Below are 17902 nucleotides of genomic sequence, written 5' to 3'. Positions count from 1 at the left end.
TTTTACTGAACACTTAATTTTTGTTCTATTGATTTTATTAAGGAAACTATGGTCGGATGCGGATTACTTGCAGTATTTATATCAATAAAAATTATTGGATGTAAACCGGTATCTTCTAAAAAACCTTGCGGATCAGATAATTTTGCATTTCTAGCAGCTACCAGATCTCTTAATACCCAATCGAGTTCAACTTTATCAGTAAGCTTACCTACATAACTCCCAAGTTCACCTCCTTTACTTAATTGAAAAAATTTACCTTTTAACTCTGTAGATTCAAAAACACCTACCTTCTCCCCAGGAGTATCATCTATTGTCGCCGGATAATAGTCAATAGGATCTGCTATCGGCACTCCAAAACTAGAATTTACATTAGCAGTTTCATTATACTCTTTTTGGGCTGCATCAGTTTTTCCGAATATTTTATAAACACGTCCAGCTTTGATATATATACCACGACTTGCTTCCCGGGATTTTACTTCAGATATCCCAGTAAAGTCAATCTCTCTTCCTGATGAACTTCTTTTAAGCTTTAATCTCTGTATAATTTCAGATGAAGCACCTCCCTTTTGATGCACCTTATCCATAAAACAGCCCCATACATTTTTTAGAATTACTCCAGATTGGTCAAGCGTATTTTCTTTTCTTTGAGTAATCTGGCTAAGCAGAGATAAGGGCCGGTTATCCACAAACTGTGCCGTACCACCGCGTACCAATTGAGGGGTATGGTTGTTTTTTTCCTGGTGTACTTTTTCCGCTTCCATAGACTGCATTAAAAACAGAGTGATAAAACAAAAATAAGTGTCCGGATTCCACGCAGGAAATTTATTTTTCGAATGACAGGCAAATTTTTCTAAAACGGCATTTCGGATACCCAAACGGCTGTCAACCGTTTCCCGGTTCAGAGGTAGTTTAGTGTACGATCTCCCTCACCGTCCGGTATTTCAGCTCATAACCGGAGGTCATCATACGCATCGGGATAACGTGGGCCGAACGGGTGAGGGTGTAGGCGGATTCCCCCATCAGCAACCACAGCAGCCATTCCGGTAAAACAACCGTAAACAGAGGCTTGCGAATAACAGCCAGGGATCGGACAAACTCCCGGTAAGTAACGGCATTGGGAATAACCAGGTTGTAAACGCCTTCCATATCTCTGTGATCCAGCACATACATTACGAACCCTGCCACATCTTCCACATGTATCAGCGGGAATTCCTGTTTTCCGTTTCCCATAATCACGGCTACACGTGATTTGATCATCGGCTTTAGTTTATGCAACACCCCTCCGTTTTCTCCGATGACAATACCGAATCTCAGAATAACTTTACGTACCTGCTCTAACTGAGCGACCTCTCCTTCCCATACCTTTATCACTCCGGCCAGAAAATGATGTCCCAGATCGGCAGAATATTCGTCACAAAAGGTATCGGGTTTGTAAACACCGACAGCAGAAGCATTGATCCACAATAGCGGCTTTTTTTCCGATCCCTGTATACACCTGACCAGATTACGGGTGATACAACGTCTGGATTCAACAATTTCAATCATCTTCTCATCGGTCCAACGTCCGGCAATGCTCTCCCCTGCCAGATTTACGACAATATCGGCTCTCCGGGCTGCATCCTTCAATTCCTCATTCCCGGTAAGCAATGCCTCCCTGGAAGCGGTAAATACATGATGTCCGTTCTTTTCAAACGTCTCCTTCAAGACCTGTCCGATAAATCCGTGTAATCCAGTTACCAGTATCTCCATAAGTTCTAACATTCGTAAAACTTATAAACGACTACCGATCTGAAAAGTTCTAAACCGCAACAGATTTTAAACGTATTTTCCCGATTTAATCCGGTCTGTAACCGGTAAGAAAAGTGGTCCGCCTTCCGGCTTCCGTCATTTTACAATAAAAGTTTTGAAATCGCCGTGCAGGAAATTGCGCAACTCGTCGGCCGTAATGCGCACTTTGTAATTGCCGTCTTTGACAAAAGTTATATTACCGGTTTCCTCACTCACCACAATAATAAGCGCATCGCTTACAGCACTCAATCCGAGGGCAGCCCGGTGACGCAACCCCATACTCCCCGGCAGGTCCGTTTTATCCGATACCGGCAGGATACAACGGGCCGCCAAAATTTTATTTTCTGCAATAATAACGGCACCATCGTGTAAGGGAGTATTTTTAAAGAAAATATTCTCGATCAGATCGCTGGTTACCTTCGCCTTCAACATTACCCCGGTCTGGGCATAATTGTACAACTCCGTATTCTGGGCGAAAACAATCAATGCTCCCGTTTTGGTTTGCGAAAAATAGACACACGACTGTACGATGGCTTCGGATACATCGTCCTTGATCACCGGTTTAGCAAAAAGACTTTCAAAATTGAAGATATTCTGTAAATTGTATTTACTACCCACCAGCAACAGGAAACGCCTTACTTCCTGCTGAAATACGATCAGCAAAGCGATTACCCCCATCCCGATAAACTGTCCCAGAATTGAAGAGATCAACTCCATATTGAAAGCCCGTACCAGCAACCATGCGAGGTAAAATATGAAAATCCCGATAAAAATATTGATTGCAGCCGTTCCTTTTACCAATCTGTACACCTGATAAAAAATAAAAGCAACAATCAGTATATCCAATACATCAAATACCCCGAACTTGATAAACAACGATATCATACTGCTGGTCTTTTCAATTCATTATACAAATCTACAATTAATTTTTAATTATTGGCCGTCCTTTCCTTCGATTTCCGATGGCGTTCGTTCATACTTAGTATAACGATCAATACGGACATCAATACCAATAACAGACCGACGAAGTTTTTGATACCCAATTCCTCGTGAAAAGCGTAAACGCCGACAATAATTGCGGTAATCGGTTCCAGGGTTCCCAACACCGAAGTCGCAACAGAACCGATACGCGCTACCGCCGCCACTAACAAGCGTGCAGAAATCACCGTACTCAATATGCCGAGCATCGACATATCGAAGAGAAAATGAGGCGTATAATTTAAAGTAAACGTACCTTTAACCCCGGCAGCAATCCAATAGAACAAAGCGGTAAACAGCAATACATAAAATGTAAGTACGTCAGGGTTCATCGACCGCAGTAACGGACGATTCAAAGCCACAATGTACGTACCGTAAGTAAAGGTCGTCAATATGGCAAACACCAATCCGGCCCATTTGATTTCTCCCCCACTCCACGACATAAAGTAAACCCCGGCAATTGCCAGCCCGATAGCTCCTTTCACCAGCAACGACAAATGCTGCCTATAAAATAAAGACATAAAAATAGCCACGACTACCGGATAAAGATAATGAATCGAAGTCGCAATCCCAGTCGGCATATACCGATAGGAAAGGAAAAGAAAATAAGCTGTAATCCCGTATCCCCCGACACCTGCCCATAGCAGCTCGACACAAGCTTTTTTACCGATCCTCAGGTCGGTTTTCCGAAACAGAAGGTATATGCCGTATACGATGGCCGCTATCATATAGCGGTAAACCAATATGGTATCGTTGTTGACTCCTTCCTGCATAGCCGTATTGGCAAATAAAGGTATCATACCAAATGTGGCAGCCGACAAACAGGCATATATTATCCCCCGTATTTTTTCCATTCTTCTATTTTTAGCTCTGCAAAATTAAACAATCCTTGTAAATTCCTTTTTTTTCAACGTAAAAAAGAAAAACAGGCCATAAAATCACTACCTTTGTCATTCGTTTTAAGTCTATTGACTTATTAAAATTTACGTTTCAATTGTATTTTTGTAACTTTATCCGTTGAAGCTTATTATATTCTTAAATATTGCATTTTTTGAGCACTTAAAAACACGACATCTATGCACTACATCATTACACTACTTTCATTTATCGCATTTTGTTTACCCACACTAGGTCAAAATGAAGCGAAAACGATTTTGGATAAATCGGCAGCTAAAATAAAAGCTCTTCCGGCTGTGGAAATCCAATTTACATTGACGATGGAAAACAAAGCCGAAAACATCAATGAGGAGCATGAAGGCAAAGCCTGGATGAAAGGTAATCTGTATAAATTAAACGTCATGGACGTAGAAAACTACTATGATGGAACCAATATTTACACCTACATGCCCGAAGTTCAGGAAGTAAACATTAAAAACCCATCTGACGAAGAAGAGGACATGCTGAATCCGACAAAGATTTTTGACATCCACAACACCGGTTTCAAGCAACAATTGATTTCAACGACAAACGGGATTGCCTATATCGAGCTCTACCCCATTGACCTGAAAAAGAATTTCGTCAAAATAGGCATACGGGTAAAAACAGCCGATTCTTCCATCCAGGAAGTTACCTCTTTCGGTAAAGACGGTAATAATCTAATTATTACCATCAACAGTATAAAACAACCTTCCCCCATTCCTGCCGATTCTTTTTTCAAATTCGATACGGCAAAACATGCTGATGTGGAAGTTGTCGATATGAGATAATAAATTTCTTTCAAAAATAAATACCGGGAGTTGACGATGGTCAGTTCCCGGTATTTTTTATATCGCTTGTCAGGCTATCGCCCGGAATTAAACATTAAAACGGAAATTCATCATATCTCCATCCTGTACCACATAATCCTTGCCTTCTACCGACATTTTTCCGGCTTCTTTGCACTTGGCTTCCGAACCGTAAGTAATAAAATCATTGTATTTGATTACTTCCGCGCGGATAAACCCTTTTTCGAAATCGGTATGTATAATTCCGGCTGTCTGGGGTGCCTTCATTCCTTTGCGGAAAGTCCATGCCCGGACTTCCTTCGGACCGGCAGTGAAATAAGTCTGCAAATTCAACAAATGATAAGCTGTACGGATCAATTTATTTACCCCTGCTTCTTTCAAACCCAAATCTTCCAGAAACAGCTGTTTTTCCTCGTAGGTCTCCAATTCCGCAATATCGGCTTCGATAGCGGCTCCGATCACCAGTACTTCTGCCCGTTCGTCTTTAACAGCCTCTCTGACAGCTTCCACATATTTATTACCATTGACAACCGAAGCTTCATCCACATTACACACATACAATACCGGTTTGTTGGTCAGCAACTGTAAATCCTTAGCGACATCCTGCTGCAAATCGTCCAGCACAACCGTCCGGGCCGACAACCCTTTTTCCAGGGCATCCTTATACATATGCAACACTTCAACCAAGCGCTTCGCATTGGCATCGCCTCCGGTCATTGCCCTCTTTTCTTCTTTCTGAAGCCGGTTTTCGACCGTTTCCAAATCTTTCAATTGCAATTCGGCATCGATAATTTCTTTATCCCCTACAGGATTTACACGTCCATCCACATGCACAATATTATCGTCATCGAAACAACGTAATACATGGATAATCGCATCCGTTTCCCGGATGTTCGACAGAAATTTATTTCCCAGCCCTTCTCCTTTACTGGCCCCTTTTACCAGGCCGGCAATATCCACAATCTCCACGACAGCCGGTACGACATTCGCGGGCTTCACCAATTCCACCAACTTATTCAATCGCTCATCGGGCACTGTAATCACACCCACATTCGGTTCGATCGTGCAGAACGGGAAATTGGCAGACTGTGCCTTGGCGTTACTCAAACAATTAAACAAGGTCGACTTTCCGACATTCGGCAGTCCGACAATACCACACTGTAAACCCATAAATTTACATTAAATATTTAATATCAATTATTTATATCACTACTCTATTCTTTCCGGAAATCTCCGCAGACATAAACGACAAGCCACGGGAATATTCCAGAATTTTCCGTCCGCAAAGATAGCCAAACTTTCGAATAGTCGGTTTTAATTGCGGATTTTAGATTTACGATTTTAAATCCGGCCCATAACCTTTCCCTGAAAAAGAAGGATCAAAAACGTAAAGTTAAATCCTGAAATAAAATTGTCCGATTTACCTACAGATAATTTTATACCTTACCTCACTGTGATATGAAAACATCCTTGTTTATACTCATAGCGGACATAACATTGTTTTGCTTTACGCAAATCCTGCAAAACTTCTGCCAATACCGACTTCAGTTTATCGTTTTCCGTCTTTCCGAAACCGGTTTTCTTAAAACGTGCATAAGCCACATCGAAAGTCGTACCGAAAACATGTGCTGAATTGGCACTGGCATTTATATTTCTTTTCCGGAGTTTCTTTACCGACTCATCTGTCCGCAACACACTGGTCACAATAATCCGGTAAGAAGGTAAATCTTTAGCCGATAAAGAATCCCGGAAATTCCGCCCTATCGCTTGCAATAAGCCGACGGCCCTGGGCACCAGGTAAGGCTGCGAATGGGTCAGTTCGTCTACTTCATACAGCCGGCAAGACCGGATTTCTTCGACCTGCCCTTTCATCCGTTTCAACTCATTCACCGACCCGACCGGTTGTATCCCCCATTTTCGGGCTCCCTGCAGATGTCTGTCATTCAAATCGTTGAATGTGCGCGAATAATTCCGGAAATAGGAAAAACGATCGTTTTTTTTATCTCCGCTACATCCACACCACAGAAATATCCCCAATATAACCGCAATTTTAATAATTTGCATCCCTCTCTCATTTTGAGAATGCAAATATAACCAAATTAACGGTTCACTTTAGCCAAATCCTGTATCATCTTCATGGAATATTTTCCTTTCACTTGCAGAAAAACCGCCTCCTTCCCTCCGTCGACAACCGAAATAAACAATTGCCGGATCACTTTTTTATCGTCCAGGGTATAGATCTTTATTTCGTCTTTTTTATCCTTTACATTCAATAATTCTTCCAACTGATCCTTTTTTATATAATTCTTTATCTCTTTCGTAACATCCCTGACGATTTCTCCTTCTGTAACCAAAAGTTGAAAGGAAGAACTGTGACGTATAAAATTACGGACAACCTCACTCTCTTTTCCTGCCGGCATAAACAAGGAGAGAAAAAAACACCCGAACCGATTTACCCGCAAACTTACGACATCTTCGTGCTCTTTGTACTTATCACATATCTCCTGAAATTCCCGGGTCTGCCCCATCCCTGTTAAAGCCACTATGACCAGCAGAGATACCAAAAGAAACCGTTTCATATCCTATCATTTATTTTCATCGATTTTTTTCAACTGTTCAGCCCCTTTCACATTGACCATTTCAGCTATACCGGAAATCTGTTTCAGATCGATTTCTCCCGTAAATCCGATTAAAACAAACTCATTCTCATCGAGAATAACCATCACTAACTCCGAAACCGTCCCTTTCTTCTCCCGCGTATATATCCGGACCCACTCCTTTTTTTCCTTTACGTTCATCAGTTCCTCATATACAGACCCGCTTTTTGTAAGATCTTTCACAGCAGCATCATAATATTTCCGGGCATCCACTTCCGAGGTCAACACTTTCATACCCTTCAATTTCGAAACCATTTTCTGTACCTCCAACTCCCCATCGGCAGAAATCTGATACCTTATCTTCGTCTCCGAATCCGTTTTCTTTTCATCCGCCATCATCGCAATCAACTCAAACATCTTGGAAGAAATATTTACGACCGAAAAATTCTCATTATCGGCATAACGCATCTCGAATTCTTCTACAAAATTTTGAGCGAAGCCACCCCATCCCAGGCAAACAAGCACCACTAGCAATGTTATCTTTTTCATCTTTCTAAGTTTTAAAGTTTTTACTTGATATATTTAATCAGAGTCTCTGTTTTCTCTATATTCCGTTCAGCTTTCTTTTGTCCCTGCATCATTTTATCCGAAACGAGCATTAAAGTCTTCTCAACCTGTGCTAAAGCTTCTGCCGGATTTTGATAGGTATCTGCCGGTTCCGGTTTTTGCATCCGGTCCATATGCCGGTACAACAGTCCCATGCCGATAAACAATACAAATACGGCAGCCAGGCGCATGCCCAACGTCAGCCACATCCTTGCCCCACCCTTTTTCCGGTCGATCTGCCGCAAAATCCTTTCATCAAACGAATCATTCAATCCCACTTTCCGTTCTGTCCGCTGGAATACAAACAGGGAGGTATAGCGGGATAAATGCTCCGGCATCTCTTCTTCTCTGGTAAAAAAAAGACGTAATTCTTCCTCCTCTTCCACTGTTGTTTCACAGCTCCAGTATTTTTCCAACAATTTTTCAATTCTTCCGTAATCCATAACCGTCAATTTTTAAAAACATTTCCCTGATTTCTTTTCTCGCTCTGAACAGATTTACTTTCACCTGTTCTTCCGAAACAGCCATACAAGCGGCAATTTCCCGGTAACTCATACCTTCAATGTCTCTCAACTGTATAACCGTTCTTTGCTTTTCCGGAAGACGGCCGATCAACTCATGCAACCATCTCAGATTATCGTCTTTTTCGATTCTCTCATCCGGCCTCTCTTCCTCCAGCCTCAATTCCCAATGTTCATCCAATGTTTCATTTCCATATTCTTTCAGCCCAATCTTTCCCAACGAAATATTCCGTACCATCCTGCAACAATAGGCCTCTTTGTTCCCGATCCTCTCCCAATCCTCCCGTATATCCCACATTTTAAGCATGACCTCCTGTACAACATCTTCCGCATCTTCCGTACTCCGCATTATTCGTAAAGCCAAGCGAAACAACTTATCCCGTAAAGGCAAAATCTTATTTTTAAATTCTTCTATCTTCATCGTATATACCAGACAGATCAGTCAATCAAAAGTTACATCAATATACAAGAAATTTAAAAATAATAAATCCGGTTTGCCCCGTCCTGCCTTCCAAGCTAAATAAGGATGCAATACATGGATTCCGGTCGCCACAACTTCACACTCTCTCTTTTTGTTTTAAAACCGGTTTTCCGGGTATCCTGAACAACCGATAAATAAAAAAGCTCCCAAATAAATCTGATATTTGGGAGCCTTTGAAATACCGAATGAATTTCTTATTGGTTTCTCTGTTTAAACTTTTCCAGTCCTTCTTTGAGAAAATTGTAGAAAGCATCCCGGTTCAGATCATATCCGCGGGCAGGCATCAACATATACTTTTCCAGATCCTTTCCTTCAACATGACTGTCCAATAGAATATAATTGGGTTGAGCATTGGAATTAAAATATTTAATCTGAAAATCGGCATTTTTCTTTCCGAGAGTCTTTTTCTTCTTTCCATCATAGTCAGAAATATACCATTCATTTTCAGGCAAAGTCTTTTTATCGTCCACATGCAAAGCCACAACGACATAATCATTTCTGAGCATATCCAAAATACGGGGATCGGACCATACGGATTGTTCCATTTCCCGGCAATTCACACATCCATGTCCCGTAAAAGCGATAAACAGTGGTTTATTCTGTGCCCGGGCGCATTTTAATGCCTGTTCATAATCGAAATATCCGTCGATTCCATGAGGCAAATGTAAGAAGTCTGCATATTTGGGAGATTCACAGGCTTCCTGATTCCTGGATACGGCCGCCGGATTACCGAGAGCCACACCACTCTTCATAATTTCTTTGGCATTGTCGCGTACAATACGGTTAATATCGAAATCGATCGTCTCCTGTGGCGGGAAATAACCGGCCAATGCTTTCAAAGGAGCTCCGAACATACCCGGAATCAGATAAATAACAAAAGCAAAGGTAGCGATAATAAATGCCAGCCGGGTTACACCGATATATTGTAAATCACTGTCATTTCTAAATTTCAGTTTACCCATCAGATACAAGCCCTGTAAAGTGAAAACAGCTACCCAGATGGCGATATATACCTCCCGGTCGAGTAATCCCCAATGATATGTCTGGTCGGCTACCATCAAGAATTTAAAGCCTAAAGCGACTTCAATAAAACCCAAAACCACTTTTACCGAATTCAGCCATCCTCCTGATTTGGGCAAATTTCCCAATTTAGAAGGGAAAAAAGCAAAAAAACCGAAAGGCAAAGCCACTGCTAGCGAAAAACCCAGCATACCGATAACCGGTCTCAATACCGATCCCCGGGCAGCTTCAACGAGCACTGTACCGACAATCGGTGCCGTACACGAGAATGACACCAATACCAAAGTAAAAGCCATAAAAAAAGCACCGATATAACCGCCTTTATCAGCCTGCTTATCGGACTTATTTACGAGCCAGGAAGGAAGTACGATTTCAAACGCTCCGAAAAACGAAGCAGCAAAGATCATAAAAATGATAAAGAAGAATACATTAGGAACCCAGTTCGTACTCAGCCAATTGATAAAATCCGGTCCAAGCACAACCGAAATAATCAATCCCAGCACCGTGTAAATAGCAATGATCGAGAAAGAAAAAAACAATGCTTTCGCTTTGGCTTTGGCCTTATTAGAATCTCCGTGCATAAAGAAAGATACCGTCATCGGAATCATCGGAAATACACAAGGCATCACGACGGCTGCTAACCCCGCTACAAAAGCAAGCCAGAAAAACATCCACAAAGACTCGTCTTTCTGCGTATCAGATGCCTGCAGATCTCCCGACGGCACCTCCGCTGTCTTTTCAACAACATTTCCCGCCCCCTTCAAAGGAATCGTAAACTCTTCGTCGAACATGACACACTGTCCTTCCTGACATACCTGATATTCCAACGTTCCTTTTACCGAAGTCAATGCCGGATCGGTCACTTTGATTTTCTGGGTAATTACAAATTCCCCTGCAAAATGCCATACATCCACCTCAAATATCGGATCATACTCTTTATGCGGTTCGTTTTCGGTAGCTTTCCCCAGCAATTCGATTCCTTTCCCCGCAGCCTCGAAATTCAAAGAGGTTTGCATCGGTCCGCCTTCGGGAGTATACATGGAATATATCGTCCAACCGGGTTTCAATTCAGCTTTTAATGTCAATTCGTATTCCCCGTTTCCCAAACTCTTCTCGCTATATGACCATGTCGCCGGATTTTCTACCTGAGCAAAGGCTGTTAATATACCTATTGTCCAAAACAATAAAAAAGTAAATAATTTTTTTCTCATAAGTTTCAATTATGCATATGAATGTATAACTACAAATATTTAACTCAAAGACAAAAATAGAATTATTTTATCACGGAATACTATGAATTTGTTAAATTTAACATATAATTAAAACGGCGGAAAAATTCCGCCGTTTTTACATTTTATCATTTGTTTCCCTAAGATACTCCCCGGTTTCTCAATCCACAATTTCCCGCTTATAGGAATTATAAAAATGATATTCATAAATATAATACGACGGGACATCCACGATACGAAGAGATATCTTATACCGGAAAGCCCAGCGACGGCGCATGGAAATAAAACCTTTTTTCAAATAAGCGCCGATAAACGGATGTACTTTCAATACGATATTCCGGCATCTCTTTTCCCGGGCAATGTGTTCCAACTGGTCTTCAATCCGGTCGATAACCAAAATAGCAGGTTCCGCTTTTCCCGTCCCGTGACATACGGGACAAGTTTCCATCGTATCGACAGTCATTTCCGGCCGTACCCGCTGACGGGTGATCTGCATCAATCCGAATTTACTCAACGGCAAAATCGTATGTTTCGCCCGGTCGATTTCCATACAGGCTTTCATTTTATCATACAATTTCTGCCGGTTTTCGGCCAATTGCATATCGATAAAATCAATAACGATGATGCCTCCCATATCCCTCAACTGCAATTGCCGGGCCACTTCTTCTGCGGCCGCCAGATTAACTTCCAGGGCATTTGACTCCTGATCGTCACCCAATTTTGCCCGATTGCCACTGTTCACATCGATGACATGAAAAGCTTCCGTATGTTCGATAATCAAATAAGCCCCGTTCTTAAAGGAAACTGTTTTCCCCAACGAAGATTTTATCTGCTTATCCACACCGAAATGGTCGAGTATCGGTATTTCAGGAGATACATATTTTACGATATCTTCTTTCTCGGGCGCTATCGAGCTAAGATAATGCCGTATTTCCTTACTTAAAGTAATGTCATTGACATATATATTCTCGAAAGAAGAATTCAGAATGTCACGTAAAATAACACTTGTCCGGTCGATTTCCCCTAAAATAAGCTTAGGCGGCTCGATATCCCGGATATGTTTAAATGCACTCTCAAATCTATCCACCAATTCCTTGAGTTCAGTGTCGAACTGCGCCACCTTTTTCCCTTCGGCCACCGTCCGCACTATTACCCCGTAGTTTTTAGGCTTGATGCTCTCAATAAGCCGTTTCAACCTTTTCCGTTCTTCAGGAGATTTTATCTTCTGCGAAACGGATACCTTATCCGCAAAGGGCATCAAGACGAGATTACGTCCGGCAATACTCAACTCTGAAGTCAAACGCGGCCCTTTCGTGGAAATAGGCTCTTTGGCCACCTGTACGGCAACCCATTGTCCAACGGTAAGAATATCGGAAATCTTTCCGTTCTTACTGATCTCCGGTTCCAGCTTCAGTTTAGCCAACGGCAGTCCTTTACGGGCAATACACTGTTTGATATAGGTATCCAGAGAATGGAATTGAGGACTCAGATCCAGATAATGAAGAAATGCATCTTTCTCGTATCCCACATTTACAAATGCCGCATTCAATCCGGGCATGATCTTTTTTACTTTTCCCAGATAAATATCCCCCACGGCAAACTGGACGCTCGTTTTTTCTTTCGTCAACTCCACCAGCTTCTTTTCCCGCAGCAAAGCGATAATAACCTCATCCGCCCTGACATCAATAACTAGCTCACTGTTCATGTGTATACATTTTTCTTTTATAATTAAATAAACCTAAAGAACACCGGTTCTTTAGGTTTATCTTCGACTCACAAACTTATTTCTTCTTATGACGATTTTTTCTCAGTCTTTTTTTACGTTTGTGAGTAGCCATCTTATGTCTTTTTCTCTTTTTTCCGCTTGGCATAATCTACTCCTTTCTTATTTTTTAACTTTACCTTTAACTTCCGTTACAAAACTTTTGGAAGGTTTGAATGAAGGAATGAAATGTTCGGGTATTTTGATAGTTACGTTCTTTGAAATGTTACGGGCTGTTTTTTCTGCTCTCTTTTTCACGATAAAACTACCGAATCCTCTCAAATACACGTTCTTACCACCAACCACGGAATTCTTTATTGACTCCATAAAAGCCTCTACTGTAGCCTGAACCGCTACTTTCTCAATCCCGGTTGTTCTCGAAATTTCGTTAACAATATCCGCTTTAGTCATTTTCTATAAATATTTAATATTCAATAATTTATTTCTTCTGATCTGTTTTCAGTCTGCAAATATAAGTGTTTTCCTGGAACAATGAAACAAACCTTTCGATTTTTTCTGAAAAAATATCAGATAGTTGCTTTTCCCACACCCTGTTTCCCCTTCCGCCTTTCACTTTTCACTTTATAATAATATCAAAATTTTTAACCGAAACATATCCTGTTAAGTATAAGATCCATCTTTGCGGTCTGTTTCTACATCCCCGACAGACAGAATCGTTACTATATAAATAAATACGCTTTTCACAATTCACCGAAATTTTCAGTTTAATATCTTCCCTCCGCCAGAATCCAGGCCCTGGTATTCTACCGGACACTGCGTTTCACCACTCAAACAGAATACGAAAACAAGGATTTATATCTCCTGAAATAAAAACTTAATATCCGGTCTTTTGTTTCCCACAATTTATTTTTAAATTCGCAATTCGATATTTAATAAGAATAGGGTTTTAAAATTGCCGTCTTTTTCGTAACTTGTGTGAAAATTTAAAGGGTAAGAAGTATGGTTAACAAAGTGATTTTAATCGGAAATGTAGGTGCCGATCCGGAAGTAAGGTACCTCGATGGTGGTGTTGCAGTTGCGAATTTACGGCTGGCAACGACAGAAAGCTACAAAAACAAAAACGGAGAAAAAGTCGATCAAACGGAATGGCATAATATCGTATTATGGCGGGGGTTAGCGGAAATTGTCGAAAAATACGTTAAAAAAGGTATGCGGCTTTATATCGAAGGCCGAATCCGTACCCGTTCCTGGGACGATCAAAACGGAGTAAAACGGTACACCACTGAAATTTACGCCGACAACATGCAAATGTTGTCATTCAACCGCGGAGACAATGCCGATGTTGCGCCTCGCAGTAATTTTTCAGCAGCCCCCTCTGCTCCGGTTCAGAATATTTCTCCGGCTACTGATGAAAGCGACGATCTGCCGTTCTGATACCGAATAAAGAACAGAGATTAAAGAAAGAAGGTAAGGCAAGAGGAGGGTGAAATTGTTTAACTAATAATATAAATTTTGGAAACTGAGCTAATAAGTGCCGTATCGGATGTTGCATATGGACCGTTTAACTTAACCGATGTCATCTTCATTATTATTTTACTGCTGCTGCTTTTTTCTTCGGCCGTCATTTCAGGCTCCGAAGTAGCTTATTTTTCTTTGAGTCCGGGCCAGTTAGAAGAAATCCGGCAAAAAGGTTATGAAAAGGTATGTCACCTCCATCGCAAACCGGAAAAGCTATTAGCGACAATTTTGATATCCAACAATTTCGTCAATGTCGCAATTGTCATATTATCCTCTTATCTGGTAGATTCGTTGTTCGATTTTTCCGGAAACCCTTTATTGGGCTTTGTCATCCAGGTTATCGTCGTCACATTCATCATATTACTATTCGGCGAGATCATTCCCAAACTGTATGCCAACCGCTCCCCGATAAAGATGGCGATATTTATGGCATCGCCCTTAACCGTGTTGAGCTACCTGTTTCGTCCGCTTTCAGCCTTATTGATCAATTCGACTTCGATTATCAGTAAAAAAGTGGCTAAAAAAGACAGTATCTCCATCGACCAGTTGTCAAAAGCCCTGGAATTGACCAAAGATTCCGAAATCAATGAAGAAAAGGACATTCTGGAAGGTATTGTGCGTTTCAGTAATATTTATGCGATCGATATTATTCAGCCCCGTATCAATATTATTGCCATCGACGAAGAAGATTCTTTCAAACACATCCGCGAGCTGATTATCGAACACGGATATTCCCGGCTCCCGGTATATAAAGACAATCTTGATACGATCGTAGGTATATTATATATAAAAGACCTGCTGGCACATTTACAGGAAGACGATCATTTTCAATGGCAAAGCTTGATACGGCCAGCCTATTTTGTCCCGGAGACCAAAAAAATTAACGACCTGCTGGAAGAATTCCAAACCAAGAAAGTACATCTGGCTATTGTCGTAGATGAATACGGGGGCACGTCGGGTATTGTCACCATGGAAGACATTCTGGAAGAAATCGTAGGAGAAATCAATGACGAAACCGATGAAAAAGAAAAGACATATATCAAAATCAAAAACAACGCCTATATTTTCGAAGGCCATACATTACTGAACGATTTTGAAAAGATTGCAGATATTAAAGACGATTATTTCAAAGACATAGAAGGTGAAGCGGACACGTTAGCCGGTTTAATTCTCGAAATCAAAGGAGAGCTGCCCCGGAAAAATGAAGTCATTACCTACCGGCAGCATAAATTCACCATTCTGGATGTCGATAAGCGAAGAATCAAGAAGATCAAATACGAAAACCTGGACCAAGAGACAGAATAAAATGAAGATAAACACCGGATTTTCAGGAAAAATAATTTTCACGGCCTGCTTATTATCTATTGCCATACTACCGATGAGCTGCCGGGAAAATTACTCTCCGCGTCCTTACGGTTACTACCGGATCGATTTTCCGGAGAAAGCATACTCACCGATGACTGCTCCCGGTTTACCTTACACATTCAATATATCGGACCAGGCCGTAATCGAACCCGATAAATCGCCGGATGCAGAAGCCTACTGGATAAACATCCGGTATCCGGCATACAACGCTATAATCAACCTGTCCTACAAAACCATTGCGAATGATACTTCTCTCCTTAGGTACGAACAGGATTGTCATCGGCTGGCTTATGCTCATACAGTAAAAGCAGAATCGATAAAAGAACAGTATTTCAGCCGGGACAAAGGATTACACGGTTTGCTTTACCTGATTGAAGGCAATACAGCTTCATCGACACAATTTTATATCACTGATTCCACCCGGCATTTCCTCAGAGGGTCCCTGTATTTTCATACACATCCCAACAAAGATTCCCTGGCCCCGGTCATCGAATATTTACGGAAAGACATCGTCGAACTTATGGAGTCGGCCGAATTTAGCCGGTAAGATCACCGGAAAAGAATTTCCCCTTTAGCCGTATAAGGTACCGGTATCCCTGCCAAATAACACAAGGTCGGCAATAGGTCCGTCATCTTACATTCCGGAGCCAGAGAATGCCCGATACCTGCACCGTAAAAGAATACAGGCACTTTATTACGCTTACTGTAACGAAAATAATTGTCTTCCCTGTCCTTCAATTCCGGAATCCAGGTGGGCTGCAAACAAAACATCACATCTCCGCTCCTCTTCTGGGAAAAAGCATTCTGCATCAACATCTCCTGTCCGTGAGAAAATGCATTCCGGGACAAAGAATAAGCCGTCAATACTTTGGATATTCCCTCGAATTCAACCATAAAATCAGCTACTTTATCCTGTATTTCCTCCAATGACAGTTTGTTTTTCTCTATCAATCCCCGGTTTAAATAAATTTGTCCGGCATCGTAATCAGCTACCCATTCTCCGTCCCCATACACCAGGTTCAGATAAGATTTCAATAAGGCCACAGACTTAAAAATACTGAAATACCCACTCTCTATCCGCATTTTATCCAATTCTTCGGGCAACAACTCCCGGGCTTCCGTATAAGTCAGCACCACCGTATACCCCTCTTTCCCGACCTTACTATCCAAAAATTCCAGCAAACGCTGTATGTCTTTGTCCATACGCAGCACCATATCCTGAAATTCCCGGGCATAAACCCCAAAATCCCGGTTCATATAATCAAGGCTCGAAAAGCCGAGAGCCAGCAAATCCACATCATTGTCTTTGCCCAATCCCTCCGAATTTACCAATTGCTCGGCCAGATCCACCACCATCGTATTAGCATAAGGTGTGGCTTTCAACACCCGGTAAGTATTAAATTTCTTTTTAGCCTGGGCGATATCATAAAAAAAACTATTTCCCATGCCCAACTTATTTTTCATTTTCAACGAAAGTGAATTACTCTGTTCTTCTGCCAAAGGCATCCATCCCCGGCGAATGAGGAAATCACTTTCGATTTTTCCGTTATAAGCCGTCAGCCAGGCCGGGAGAGAATCAGCGTAAAAACCGGAAGAAACCCATTTGCCGCTTTTTTCACTCAGCCACAACGACAGATTGGCACAACTACCGCCTCCCAACACCGCCACTTCCGGATTAACAGCCACACTGTATACCTTGGAAAATACATCATTCATTTTCAATACACAGCCCAGAGTCAACGCCTCCAATCCTTCAGGACTATATCCTTTCAGCGAATCACCGTAACCGATTTCCGGATAATTCACAGCGGCCACATTATTTATCCGGCAGCGTCTCAATCTGTCATACCAGTCATGAGCCACAATCCCGTGAATAATAGGCAGTACACCTGTATATATCGTAGCCTGGTCGACTCCGGTCTGGGAATACAAATAATTGTAATCGGCAACACTCCTTTTTCCCTGATTCATAATCCTTTTGAATCCTCCTTCTTCCAAATCCCCGGCATAAACGGATAACCATTCCGGATAAAACTGATCAATCGTAATAGTGACGATCAACCTGGTCTTATTTTCCGAAGCATATCCTTTCAACACACAACAAAACAGCAGAAAAACATATATATATTTCATAACCGATTCTATCTGATGACAATAATTTTCTCAAAGCAACAAAGGTAAAAACAATTAAAAACCGAAAAATGAAAATCAAAAAATATTTTAATCGTTACAACAAGATTACCGTGATTTTAATGATGTTTAACACCTCGGATTCCGCATATTATCAACAAAGGATGTCGGAGTTTCGGTTTTAAAGAAAAAGGGAGCAAAATATTATAATTTATAAGTAAG

18 protein-coding genes are annotated in these 17902 nt (G+C 41.4%); 4 read left to right on the top strand and 14 right to left on the bottom strand.

What is annotated here, in order from left to right:
* Positions 1-2: 2 nt before the first annotated feature.
* From DD657_RS06305 to DD657_RS06290, 4 genes are all read right to left on the bottom strand, one after another.
* Positions 3-761 carry a hypothetical protein gene (locus tag DD657_RS06305; protein WP_287049068.1) on the bottom strand — a complete coding sequence of 253 codons (759 nt, stop codon included), beginning with the start codon at positions 759-761 and terminating at the stop codon, positions 3-5.
* A 148-nt stretch (positions 762-909) separates the two neighbouring features.
* On the bottom strand, positions 910-1761 hold the full coding sequence (locus DD657_RS06300; RefSeq protein WP_021987284.1) for a TIGR01777 family oxidoreductase: 852 nt from the start codon (positions 1759-1761) through the stop codon (positions 910-912).
* 123 nt (positions 1762-1884) lie between these two features.
* Positions 1885-2673, bottom strand: a complete 789-nt coding sequence (cdaA, locus tag DD657_RS06295; protein ID WP_021987283.1) for a diadenylate cyclase CdaA — start codon at positions 2671-2673, stop codon at positions 1885-1887.
* Between the two features lie 44 nt (positions 2674-2717).
* Positions 2718-3620 carry a DMT family transporter gene (locus DD657_RS06290; RefSeq protein WP_118773286.1) on the bottom strand — a complete coding sequence of 301 codons (903 nt, stop codon included), beginning with the start codon at positions 3618-3620 and terminating at the stop codon, positions 2718-2720.
* Between the two features lie 222 nt (positions 3621-3842).
* Here DD657_RS06290 and lolA1 point away from each other — a divergent pair, with 222 nt between their 5' ends.
* The gene (gene lolA1 / locus DD657_RS06285; RefSeq protein WP_021987281.1) at positions 3843-4472 is read left to right on the top strand and encodes an outer membrane lipoprotein periplasmic chaperone LolA1; all 630 of its coding nucleotides are present in this window, start codon (positions 3843-3845) and stop codon (positions 4470-4472) included.
* Between the two features lie 87 nt (positions 4473-4559).
* Here the strand turns inward: lolA1 and ychF are convergent, their stop codons facing one another.
* The 9 genes from ychF to DD657_RS06240 form a co-directional block, all read right to left on the bottom strand.
* Complete coding sequence (gene ychF / locus DD657_RS06280) at positions 4560-5660, bottom strand: redox-regulated ATPase YchF (RefSeq protein ID WP_021987280.1); 1101 nt, start codon at positions 5658-5660, stop codon at positions 4560-4562.
* A gap of 273 nt (positions 5661-5933) precedes the next feature.
* A complete protein-coding gene (locus DD657_RS06275) occupies positions 5934-6554 on the bottom strand; it encodes a DUF5715 family protein (RefSeq protein WP_287049063.1) in 621 nt (206 codons plus the stop codon).
* A 35-nt stretch (positions 6555-6589) separates the two neighbouring features.
* On the bottom strand, positions 6590-7069 hold the full coding sequence (locus DD657_RS06270; RefSeq protein WP_068689076.1) for a DUF4252 domain-containing protein: 480 nt from the start codon (positions 7067-7069) through the stop codon (positions 6590-6592).
* A gap of 6 nt (positions 7070-7075) precedes the next feature.
* Positions 7076-7636, bottom strand: a complete 561-nt coding sequence (locus DD657_RS06265; protein ID WP_021987277.1) for a DUF4252 domain-containing protein — start codon at positions 7634-7636, stop codon at positions 7076-7078.
* A gap of 20 nt (positions 7637-7656) precedes the next feature.
* Complete coding sequence (locus DD657_RS06260; protein WP_287049060.1) at positions 7657-8136, bottom strand: PG0215 family putative anti-sigma factor; 480 nt, start codon at positions 8134-8136, stop codon at positions 7657-7659.
* Positions 8117-8635, bottom strand: coding sequence for a GFO_1088 family ECF-type sigma factor (locus tag DD657_RS06255; RefSeq protein WP_068689074.1), 519 nt, complete (start codon positions 8633-8635; stop codon positions 8117-8119). The genes DD657_RS06260 and DD657_RS06255 overlap by 20 nt, the downstream gene beginning before the upstream one ends.
* Positions 8636-8889: 254 nt before the next feature.
* Positions 8890-10926 (bottom strand): protein-disulfide reductase DsbD family protein, encoded by a 2037-nt coding sequence (locus DD657_RS06250; protein ID WP_068689072.1) that lies wholly within the window; start codon positions 10924-10926, stop codon positions 8890-8892.
* A 178-nt stretch (positions 10927-11104) separates the two neighbouring features.
* Positions 11105-12649, bottom strand: coding sequence for an Rne/Rng family ribonuclease (locus tag DD657_RS06245; protein WP_287049057.1), 1545 nt, complete (start codon positions 12647-12649; stop codon positions 11105-11107).
* Positions 12650-12829: 180 nt separating this feature from the next.
* Complete coding sequence (locus DD657_RS06240; RefSeq protein WP_021987272.1) at positions 12830-13117, bottom strand: HU family DNA-binding protein; 288 nt, start codon at positions 13115-13117, stop codon at positions 12830-12832.
* Between the two features lie 549 nt (positions 13118-13666).
* Between DD657_RS06240 and DD657_RS06235 the strand changes: the two genes are divergently transcribed.
* From DD657_RS06235 to gldD, 3 genes are all read left to right on the top strand, one after another.
* Complete coding sequence (locus DD657_RS06235; RefSeq protein WP_021987271.1) at positions 13667-14101, top strand: single-stranded DNA-binding protein; 435 nt, start codon at positions 13667-13669, stop codon at positions 14099-14101.
* A 78-nt stretch (positions 14102-14179) separates the two neighbouring features.
* Positions 14180-15490, top strand: coding sequence for a gliding motility-associated protein GldE (gene gldE / locus DD657_RS06230; RefSeq protein ID WP_287049055.1), 1311 nt, complete (start codon positions 14180-14182; stop codon positions 15488-15490).
* A 1-nt stretch (position 15491) separates the two neighbouring features.
* Positions 15492-16097: a gliding motility lipoprotein GldD gene (gldD, locus tag DD657_RS06225; RefSeq protein ID WP_118773284.1), complete on the top strand. Its 606-nt coding sequence runs from the start codon at positions 15492-15494 to the stop codon at positions 16095-16097.
* Positions 16098-16099: 2 nt separating this feature from the next.
* Here the strand turns inward: gldD and DD657_RS06220 are convergent, their stop codons facing one another.
* Positions 16100-17683 carry an alkaline phosphatase family protein gene (locus tag DD657_RS06220; protein ID WP_021987268.1) on the bottom strand — a complete coding sequence of 528 codons (1584 nt, stop codon included), beginning with the start codon at positions 17681-17683 and terminating at the stop codon, positions 16100-16102.
* Positions 17684-17902: the final 219 nt, after the last annotated feature.

Source organism: Culturomica sp. (genome assembly GCF_003524185.1).
GTDB lineage: Bacteria > Bacteroidota > Bacteroidia > Bacteroidales > Marinifilaceae > Culturomica > Culturomica massiliensis.
This window is presented reverse-complemented; position numbering and strand designations above follow the sequence as displayed.